2 protein-coding genes and 1 pseudogene are annotated in these 10,643 nt (G+C 73.5%); 2 read left to right on the plus strand and 1 reads right to left on the minus strand.

The window, feature by feature from the left end:
- Nucleotides 1-7,685: pseudogene (locus ACL02U_RS32170) on the minus strand (SDR family NAD(P)-dependent oxidoreductase); the annotation flags it as partial.
- Between the two features lie 548 nt (nt 7,686-8,233).
- Between ACL02U_RS32170 and ACL02U_RS32175 the strand changes: the two are divergent.
- Nucleotides 8,234-9,766 carry an AMP-binding protein gene (locus ACL02U_RS32175; protein ID WP_412794542.1) on the plus strand — a complete coding sequence of 511 codons (1,533 nt, stop codon included), beginning with the start codon at nt 8,234-8,236 and terminating at the stop codon, nt 9,764-9,766.
- Nucleotides 9,767-9,890: 124 nt separating this feature from the next.
- The gene (locus tag ACL02U_RS32180; RefSeq protein WP_412794543.1) at nt 9,891-10,529 is read left to right on the plus strand and encodes a TetR/AcrR family transcriptional regulator; all 639 of its coding nucleotides are present in this window, start codon (nt 9,891-9,893) and stop codon (nt 10,527-10,529) included.
- Nucleotides 10,530-10,643 lie beyond the last annotated feature (114 nt).

A 10,643-nucleotide genomic window follows, 5' to 3' on the forward strand; every position in this document is an offset into this window, starting at 1 on the left:
TCGGCACCCGACACCACCACCGAGGCCGGACCGTTGACCGCGGCGACACCCACATCCCCGGCGAGTAGCGGTTGTATCTCGTCCTCGGTCGCCTCGACCGCGAGCATCGCGCCACCGGCGGGCAGGGCGTCCATCAACCGGCCACGCGCCGCAACCAGCCGTGCCGCGTCCTCAAGCGACAGCACGCCCGCGACATGGGCCGCCGTCACCTCACCGATCGAGTGCCCGGCCACCACATCAGGCCGCACACCCCACGACTCCAGCAGGCGGAACAGAGCGGTCTCGATGGCGAACAGCGCCGGCTGAGCGAACGCCGTCCGCTCCAGCACACCCGCATCCGCGTCCCCACCCCACACCACGTCCCGCAACGGGCGCTCCAACAACCCGTCCAACACCTCACACACCGCGTCGAACGCGGACGCGAACACGGGGAACGCGGCATACAACTCCCGGCCCATCCCGATCCGCTGGCTGCCCTGCCCGGTGAACAACACCGCCGTCTTGCCCTCGTGCGCCTGGGATGCGGTCGTGCCGTTGCCGGCTGCAAGCGCGTCGAGCTGCTCGGCCAGGGACGTGTGGCCGTCGCCGATCGCCACGGCCCGGTGTTCGAGGGTCGCGCGGGTGGTGGCCAACGCGTGTCCTACGGGGCGCAGTTCGTCGTCGGGCAGGGAGTCGAGGTGTTCGCGCATCCGGGCGGCCTGGGCGCGCAGGGCCTCAGGGGTGCGGGCGGAGATCACCCACGGCACGAGGGTGCTCGCGTCGGGCGCGTCGCCGTTCTCCTCGGTGGCGGCCGGCTCGGGCTGCGGCGCCTGCTCGATCACGACGTGCGCGTTGGTCCCGCTGATGCCGAAGGAGGAGATGCCCGCGCGACGCGGCCGGCCGTCCTCCCCGGCCGGCCACTCACGCGCCTCGGTCAACAGCTCCACCGCGCCTTCGCTCCAGTCGATCTGGGGGCTCGGCTCGTCGGCGTGCAGGGTCCGGGGAAGCTGCCCGTTGCGCATCGCCATGACCATCTTGATGATCCCCGCGACACCCGCCGCGGCCTGCGTGTGCCCCATGTTCGACTTGATCGAGCCCAGCCACAGCGGACGGTCGGCCGGGCGGTCCCGGCCGTACGTGGCGAGCAGCGCCTGCGCCTCGATCGGGTCGCCGAGCGTGGTTCCCGTGCCGTGGCCCTCGACGGCGTCGACGTCCCCCGCCGTCAGGCCGGCGCCTGCCAGTGCCTGTCGGATGACGCGCTGCTGGGAGGGGCCGTTGGGGGCGGTCAGGCCGTTGCTGGCGCCGTCGGAGTTGACCGCGCTGCCGCGGAGCAGGGCGAGGACGCGGTGGCCGTTGCGGCGGGCGTCGGAGAGGCGTTCGACCAGGAGCAGGCCGACGCCCTCGCCCCAGCCGGTGCCGTCGGCTCCCGCGCCGAAGGACTTGCACCGTCCGTCGGCGGACAGCCCGCCCTGTCGGCTCATGTCGACGAAGGTGTCGGGGGTGGACATGACGGTGACACCGCCGGCGAGGGCCAGGGAGCACTCGCCGTTGCGCAGGGCCTGGGCCGCCATGTGCAGGGCGACGAGAGAGGACGAGCAGGCCGTGTCGACGGAGACGGCGGGGCCTTCGAGACCGAGGGCGTAGGCGACGCGGCCGGAGACGACGCTGGCGAGGCTGCCGTTGCCGTGGTAGCCGGCCACGTCCTCGGGGAGCGGGCCGAGCCGCAGGCCCCAGTCGTGGTACATGACGCCGGCGAACACGCCCGTGTCGCTGCCCCTGACGCTGTGCGGGTCGATTCCGGCGCGTTCCAGGGTCTCCCAGGCGACCTCGAGCAGCAGGCGCTGCTGGGGGTCCATGGCCTGTGCCTCGCGGGGGCTGATGCCGAAGAAGGCGGGGTCGAAGTCGGCCGCGTCGTGCAGGAATCCGCCTTCGCGGGCGTAGCTCTTCCCGGGGGTGCCGGGTTCGGGGTCGTACAGGTCGCCGTTCCAGCCCCGGTCGGTGGGGAAGGCGGAGATGACGTCCTCGCCGGCGGCGACCATCCGCCACAGGTCCTCGGGTGAGGCGACGCCGCCGGGGTAGCGGCAGGCCATGCCGACGACGGCCAGCGGCTCGTCGGTGAGCTGGGGGGCGTTCCGCGGTGTCGGGCGGGTGGCGGCGACGGGTTCGCCGATCCTGGCGGCGAGGTGCTCGGCGAGGGCGCGCGGAGTCGGGTAGTCGAAGGTGAGTGTGGCGCTCAGGCGCATGCCGGTCGCGGTGTTGAGGCGGTTGCGCAGTTCGACCGCGGCCAGGGAGTCGAAGCCCATCTCGGTGAAGGCCCGGGTGCGGCCGATCGCGTCGGCGGAGTCGTGTCCGAGGACGTCGGCGACCTGGTCGCACACGAGGTCCAGGAGGTGGGTGGTGAGTTCGGCGCGGTCCAGGCCGGCCCAGCGGTCGGGTGTCCGGGAGTGCGCGAGGGTGTCGGGGCCTGCGGCTGCGCGCCGGGTGGGTACGCGGACGAGGTCGCGCAGGAGCGCGGGGACGCCGTCGGTGCGGGCACGCAGGGCGTCGTGGTCGACGCGCAGCGGGGCGACGGTGGGCAGTCCCGCCGTGACGGCCTGGTCGAAGAGTGCGAGGTTGTCTTCCGGGGAGAGCCCTTCCATGCCGAGGCGCCGGGCGCGCTGGAGGGCGGAGTCGTCGAGGTGGGAGCCCATGCCGGTGTCGCCGGTCCACAGGCCCCAGGCGATTGCGGTGGCGGGCAGTCCCCGGGCGTGGCGCTGCACGGCCAGCGCGTCGAGGAAGACGTTGGCGGCGGCGTAGTTGCCCTGGCCGGCTCCGTCGAGGACGCCGGCCAGCGAGGAGTACAGGACGAAGGCCGACAGGTCCAGGCCGAGGGTCAGTTCGTGCAGGTGCCAGGCCGCGTCGGCCTTGGGCCGCAGTACGGTGTCGACGCGCTCGGCGTTCAGGGCGCCGACGAGTCCGTCGTCGACGACGCCCGCGGTGTGCACGACGGCACCGAGCGGGTGGGCTTCGGGGACGCGGTCGAGGAGGGCTGCGACGGCGTCCCGGTCGGCCATGTCGCAGGAGACCACGTCGGCGTGGGCGCCCGCTTCGGCGAGGTCGGCGACGAGGTCGCGGGCACCGGGGGCGTCGGGGCCGCGGCGGCTGGTGAGCAGCAGGTGCCGTACCCCGTGCCGGGTGACGAGGTGGCGGGCGAGGTGGGCGCCGAGTCCGCCGGTGCCGCCGGTGATCAGTACGGTCCGCCGCTCGTCCCAGGGCAGGGCGGCCGACCGGTCGGCCCCGGTGTGGGCCAGCAGGCGCGGCACCCACAGGGTGTCGCCGCGCAGTGCGGCTTCCGGTTCTCCGGAGGCGAGGACGGCGCCCGCGTCGTCCGCTTCGAGGACGCGGGTGTCGCCGTCGGGGTCGCCGTCGGTGTCGGGGTCGCCGTCGGTGTCGATCAGGACGATGCGTCCGGGGTTCTCGGCCTGTGCGGAACGGATCAGGCCCCATACGGCGGACTGGTGGGGCGCGGCGGGTTCGTCGCCGTCGATCGTGACGGCGCCGCGGGTGCGCACGAGCAGGACGCCGTCGGCGAGTTGCTCGTCGGCGAGCCAGTGGCGTACGGCGTCGAGGGCGGTGGTGACGGCGTTGCGGGTCCGCTCGGGGACGTCGGTGCCGGCGGGCGCCCCGCTCAGGTCGAGGACGACGGCGGCGGGGACGCCGGGCCGGGTGGTGCCGAGCCGGGTCAGGTCCTCGGCGGTGCCGTCCCAGACGGCCGGCCGCGTGGCGGGTGGGGTGTCGGCCGGTGCCAGGGGGCGCCAGGTGATCCGGTGCAGGGTGCCCGCGGCGCCGGAGCGGGCGGCGCGCAGTTGTTCGCCTGTGACGGGGCGCAGGACGAGGGAGCGGACGGTCGCGACAGGCGTCCCGGACGGGTCGGCGAGAGCGACGGTGAGGGTGTCGGGGCCGGTCGCGGCGACGCGGACGCGTGCTGCGGCCGCGCCGGCGGCGTGCAGGGCGACGCCGGTCCAGGAGAAGGGGATGTGTGCCTGTCCGCCGGACTGGGGTCCGAAGGCGTGGTCGGCGGCGTGCAGGGCTGCGTCGAGGAGGGCGGGGTGGAGGCCGAAGGCGGTCGCGGTGGGCTGCTCGTCCGCGGGCAGGGCGACCTCGGCGAAGACCTCGCCGTCACGGAGCCAGGCGGCCTTGACGCCGCGGAAGGCGGGGCCGTAGCCGTACCCGTCGCGGGCCATGTCCTCGTACAGGGTGGAGACGTCGAGGGGTCGCGCTCCGGGCGGGGGCCAGGCGGTGAGGTCGATGCCGGGTGCGGTCTCCGTGCGGGCGAGGAGTCCGGTGGCGTGGCGGACCCAGGGCGCGTCGCCGTCGTCGGCGCGCGAGTGGATCTCCAGTGAGCGCAGGCCCGTCTCGTCGGCGGCGCCCACGACGACCTGGACGGGCACCCCGCCCTCCGCGGGCAGGGCCAGCGGTGCCTCCAGGGTCAGTTCCTCCAGCAGGGCGGCGCCGATCTGGTCGCCGGCGCGGACCGCGAGCTCGACGAAGGCGGTGCCCGGCAGCAGGGTGACGCCGGCGATGACGTGGTCGGCGAGCCAGGGCTGGGAGCGCAGGGAGAGCCGGCCGGTCAGGACGGCGGTGTCGGCGCCGGCGAGGCCGACGGCGGCGCCCAGCAGGGGGTGGTCCACGGCGGTCTGGCCGAGGCCGGGCGCGTCGCCGGCGGCGGGCGGGGCCGTGAGCCAGTAGCGGCGCCGCTGGAAGGCGTAGGTGGGCAGGCCGATCCGCCGGGTCTCGTGGTCGGCGAAGAGGGCGGACCCGTCGAGGGCGGCGCCGCTCGCGTGGGCGTGGGCGACCGCGGTGAGCAGGGTGCGCCGCTCGTCCTGGTCGCGTCGCAGGGCCGGCAGGAACAGGGCGTCGCCGGTGTCGAGGGTCTGCTGGGCCAGTGCGGTCAACACGGCGTCGGGGCCGAGTTCGAGGAAGGTGCCGACGCCGCGGTCGGCGAGGTCGCGTACGCCGTCGGCGAAGCGGACCGCCCGGCGCACGTGGTCCACCCAGTACTGCGGGGAGCACAGTTGCTCGGTGGTGGCCAGGCGTCCGGTGACGTTGGAGACGACCGGGATGGTGGGGGGAGAGTAGGTGAGGATCTCGGCGATCCGGCGGAACTCGTCGAGCATCGGCTCCATGAGGGCCGAGTGGAAGGCGTGCGAGACCCGCAGGCGGCTGGTCCTGCGGCCCAGCGCGGTGAAGTGCTCGGCGATCGCCTCGACGGCCTCGCCGGTGCCGGAGACCACGACGGCGGTGGGCCCGTTGACGGCGGCGACGTCGGCGAAGCCGGCGAGGTCGTCGAGGTCGTCGAGCAGGGCCAGGACTTCGTCCTCGGTGGCCTGTACGGCGAGCATGGCGCCGCCCTCGGGCAGCGCCTGCATGAGTCGGCCGCGCGCGGCGACGAGGGTGGCGGCGTCGTCCAGGGAGAGTACGCCGGCGACGTGCGCGGCGGTCAGCTCGCCGACGGAGTGCCCGGCGAGGAAGTCGGGGCGCAGTCCCCAGGACTCCAGGAGCCGGAACAGGGCGGTCTCCACGGCGAACAGGGCGGCTTGGGCGAAGCCGGTGCGGTGCAGCAGGGCGGCCTCGGGCGAACCCTCCTCGGCGAACAGCACCTCGTGCAGGGGGCGTTCGAGTTGCAGGTCGAGGTAGCCGATGGCCTCGTCGAGGGCCTTGGCGAACACCGGGTACGCCTCGTACAGGCCGCGGCCCATGGCGACGCGCTGGCTGCCCTGGCCGGTGAAGAGGACGGCCAGGCCGCGGCCCTGCGCGGTGCCGCGGATCAGGTCGGGCGTGTTCCGGCCGTCGGCGAGGGCGGCGAGGCCCTCGCGGAGTCCGGCACGGTCGGCGGCGACGATCACGGCGCGTTCGTCGAGGACGGCTCGCGTGGTGGCGAGGGCGTGGCCGAGGTCGGCCGGCGTGCACTGCTCGTCGGCGTCGACGAGGGCGAGCAGACGGGCCGCCTGGTCGCGCAAGGCGGGGGCGGTCCGGGCCGAGACCGGCACCGGAAGGAGCCGGGCGGTGGCGGGGCCGGCCGGGGTGTCGGCGAACGGCTCGGCGTCCTCGGGCTCGGGTTCCTCGATGATGACGTGGGCGTTGGTGCCGCTGACGCCGAAGGCGGAGACGCCGGCGCGGCGGGGCCGGTCGCCGGCGGGCCAGGGGAGGGGGGCGGTGAGCAGGCGTACGTCGCCCGCGGACCAGTCGACGTTCGGGGTGGGCTCGTCGACGTGCAGGGTGCGGGGCAGGACGTCGTGGCGTATCGCCTCGATCACCTTGATCACGCCGGCCACACCGGCAGCGGCCTGGGTGTGCCCGATGTTGGACTTCACCGAGCCGAGCCACAGCGGGTGCCCCTCGGAGCGGTCCCGGCCGTAGGCGGCGAGGACGGCTCGGGCCTCGATGGGGTCGCCGAGGGTGGTGCCCGTGCCGTGCGCCTCGACGACGTCGACCTCGTCGGGCAGCAGTCCGGCGCGGGCCAGGGTGTGGCGGATGAGGCGCCGCTGCGAGGCGCCGCTGGGTGCGGTGAGGCCGTTGCTGGCGCCGTCCTGGTTGATGCCGCTGCCGCGGACCACGGCGAGCACCTGGTGGCCGTTGCGGCGGGCGTCGGAGAGCCGCTCGACGACGAGGATGCCGGCGCCTTCGGCGAAGGCCGTGCCGTCGGCGCCGCGGGCGAAGGCCTTGCAGTGGCCGTCAGGGGCAAGCCCGCGCTGGCGGCTGAACTCGGTGAAGGTGGCCGGGCTGGCCATCACGGTCACGCCGCCCGCCAGGGCGAGCGTGCACTCGCCCCGGCGCAGGGACTCCGCGGCCAGGTGCAGCGCGACCAGGGAGCTGGAGCAGGCGGTGTCGATGGTGAGCGCGGGGCCCTCCAGGCCGAGGGTGTAGGCCACCCGGCCGGAGGCGATGCTCAGCGCGGTCCCGGTCAGCTGGTAGCCGTCGGTGCCCTGGGGGTCCTCGTGGGAGCGGACGCCGTACTCGTGGGCACCGGCGCCGACGAAGACGCCGGCCCGGGTGCCGCGCAGCGACGTGGGGTCGATGCCGGCCCGTTCGACGGCCTCCCACACGGTCTCCAGCAGGAGGCGCTGCTGGGGGTCCATGGCGAGCGCCTCGCGGGGACTGATGCCGAAGAACTCGGCGTCGAAGTCGGCGACTTCGGCGAGGAATCCTCCCTTGCGCACGTAGCTGCGGCCGGGCGTGCCGGGGTCGTCGTCGAAGAGGTGGTCCAGGTCCCAGCCGCGGTCGGCCGGAAAGTCGTCGACGACGGACCGCTCCTCGGCGACCACGCGCCACAGCTCGTTCGGGGAGGATATGCCGCCGGGGAACCGGCAGCCGACGCCCACGACCGCGATCGGGTCGTCGTCGGTGCCGGCGAGCCGCTCGGGCTCGTCGAGGTCGTCCGAGAGTCCGAGCACCTCGGCCCGCAGGTGTTCGGCGAGCAGCGCGGGCGTCGGCTGCTCGAACGCGACGGTGACCGGCAGCGCCAGCCCGGTGGCCGCATTGAGGCGGGCGTGCAACTCCACCAGGCCCAACGAGTCCAGACCCAGTTCCTTGAACGGGCGGCTGACGTCGACGTCGGCGTCCTCCTCGGGGCGCACCTTCCTCAGCATGACTCGGGTCTGTTCCCGGACCAGGTCGAGGAGAATTCGGCGCTGCTCCGAAACGGGCAGGTCCGCCAATTCATGCATGAGATCCGATCGATCTGCCGACGTGTCCTCGTCGCCGGCGGAAAGGAAAGTCCCAGACTCGCTCATCGAGGCACACTCCACATTATCGATTAGACATGCGGGCAGGCCGCACGCAAGGCCGCCACGCAACGGCACAGTACGGCAGCAAAAAGCCGAGCCGTCACCCCTAGGCACCCCTAGGCCCCACCCCGGAGCGCTTGGCCAGGGGTTATTTATCGAGTCGGGGGACTGCTAGGAAGGGACTGCGGGCCCCAGAGCACGGCGCGAAACCTTGCCCGCCCCTGACCCCCGTGATAGGAATCCGCTCGGCAGTCCGATAATTGCGCATTACCGGTCGCCCTATTCTGCGCCCGGTCGCGCTCCCCTCCAAGGCCCTGCGACAACCCGCTTCGAACGGTTCTGGTACGGCTGCGTGCAACATCCCGCCACCGGGCGGTAATGATCTGGTGAATCCGGGGCCTGACAGAACCCACCGCCCGAGATGGGGGAAGATTCACGTGAGCTTGCGCGAAGAAATGTCCGTATCGGTTTCCGCGCCGGTCGACCGAATGCACGACTTCATGCTCGCCTGGGCCCGGGTCACGCCCGACGGCCCGGCCGTGGTCGAGGAGGGCGCGGACGGCGAGCCGGCCGTGCTCACCTACCGGCAACTCGAACAGCGCGTCCACGACTACGTGTCCGTCCTCGACGGCCTCGGCCTCGACCACGAGGACCGGGTGATCCTGGACTCCGACACCTCCGCCTCGGCCATCGCGATGTTCCTGGCCTGCTCCGTGCTGAGTCTGACGTTCGTGCCGGTGAGCCCGGAGACGCCGCGGAGGCGGCTGCTGACCATCGTGGAGACGACGCGCCCGGCCCTGTACGTCCAGGCGGCGGACGGGCAGCGCACGGGCCTGCCGGAGGATGTCGGCACCGGCCGCTTCGGACCGGAGGGGCTCGTGGTGGAGCGCCCGCCGCTGCCGCGGGTGCGGCACCGGCGGGAGCCGGTCGGCACCGACACCGCCTACATCATCTTCACCTCGGGTACGACCGGTCGCCCCAAGGGCGTGGTGATGAGCCACCGCGGGGTCGTGTCGTTCTACCGGGGCATGCTTCAGCACGCCATCGTCGGCAACCACGACCGGGTGGCCACCACGTCGCCGCTGCAGTTCGACTTCTCGCTGCTCGACATCGGGCTGGCCCTGGGCAGCGGCGCGGCCGTCGTGCCGGTGCCCCGCGACACCCTGCGCTGGCCGCGCCGCTTCGTGCGCTTCCTGCAGGACATGGAGGTCACGCAGGTCGACGGGGTGCCGTCGATCTGGCGCTCGGCGCTGCGGCACGAGGCGGACGGACTCGCCGCGCTGCGGAAGCTGCGCGGGGTGCTGTTCTGCGGGGAGGACTTCCCGTTTCCGGAACTGCGCCGACTCCAGCACCTGCTGCCGCAGGCCCGGCTGGTCAACTGCTACGGGGCGACCGAGTCCATGGCGTGCTCGTTCACGGACGTGCCCAACCCGCTGCCGGACGGTCAGGAAAAGCTGTCGATCGGGTTCGCCCACCCCGGCGCCGAGATGACGCTCGTCGACGAGTCGGGCCGGGTGGTCACGGAACCGGGCGTGCAGGGCGAGATCCATCTGCGCACCCCGGCGCTGTTCACCGGCTACTGGGACGACCCGGAGGCCACTCGGCGGGCCCGGGTGCCGGACCCGCTCAACCCCCGGAGTGGACAACCGGTGCTGCGCACCGGTGATCTCGCCTACCGCGGCGAGGGCGGCGAGATGTACTTCTGCGGCCGGGTCGACTCCCAGGTGCAGATCCGCGGCAACCGGGTGGAGATCGGCGAGGTGGAGCGGAGGGTGTTGGAGTACCCGGGGATCACCGCGGCCGCCGTGCTGGTGGTCCAGCGGCCCGACCGCGAACCGGTGCTGGCGGCTTTCGTGGCCATGGCGCCGGGCGAGACGGCTCCCAAGGGCACGGAGCTGAGCGCATTCTGCGCGCAGACGCTGCCCGCGTACATGGCGCCGAAGGAACTGCACGTCATGGACGAGTGGCCGGTCACCGCACACGGCAAGACGGACCGGGCCGCGCTCACGGCCGGGGTGTGACCGGGTCCTCGCGGGGGTGCGGGCGATCCGAAATCGGATCGATCCGGCCACGGGCCTTGCGCTCGAGCCGTCCCCTACAGCAGCGTATTAGACGAATGTATAAGACGCCGGTTAGGGTGGAGACATGGGACATCGTGAGGACTTGCTTGTCGGCGCCAAGCGCTGCTTGATCGAAAAGGGTTACGGGCGGACGACCACGCGCGACATCGTGGCCGCGTCCGGAGCGAATCTGGCGTCCATCGGCTACCACTACGGCTCCAAGGACGCGCTGCTGAACGCGGCCCTGCTGGAGGCGCTGGACGAGTCCGGCAAGGAGATCTCCCCGACCGAGGTCACGGAGGTCGGCCCCAATGCGACGCCGGTGGAACGGTTCGAGGCGGCCTGGTCGCAGATCGTCGACAAGTACAACACCAACCGTCAGCTGCTGCTGGCAAGTTTCGAGGTGTTCGCCCAGGTCGATCGGGTGCCGGAGCTGAAGCCCGCGCTCGCCGACGGAGTGGAGCAGGGCCGGCGGGCCATGGCCGAGCTGTTCCAGAACATCGCCGGCGAGGATGCCGAGGACATGGACGAGGAGTCGCTGCACGCGGTGGGCGCCTTCTTCCAGGCGCTGGCCACCGGGGTGATGGCCCAGTTCCTGGTCGACCCCGAGCGCGCTCCCTCGGGCCGGGACCTGACGCTGGCGCTGCGGGCCATGCTGACGTGGTCCGCGTCCACCCCGGAGGCACCCGAGGCAGCCGAGGCGCCCGAGGCGCCCGAGGCCTGAGGCTCCACGACGGGCCCCGGCCGGCGGGAAACGGGCCGCGGGCCCCTGCCCCGGTGCGGCCGGGGCCCGGCCCGGGGGGGGGGGGGGGGGCCCCCCCCCCCCCCCCCAACCCCC

This window comes from Streptomyces sp. MS06, from assembly GCF_047200655.1.
Taxonomy (GTDB): Bacteria; Actinomycetota; Actinomycetes; order Streptomycetales; family Streptomycetaceae; genus Streptomyces.

Excerpts from the sequence above, each read along its gene's own strand:
- ACL02U_RS32175 (WP_412794542.1), top strand. The coding sequence starts at position 8,234 with ATGCACGACTTCATGCTCGCCTGGGCCCGGGTCACGCCCGACGGCCCG.
- ACL02U_RS32180 (WP_412794543.1), top strand. The coding sequence starts at position 9,891 with ATGGGACATCGTGAGGACTTGCTTGTCGGCGCCAAGCGCTGCTTGATC.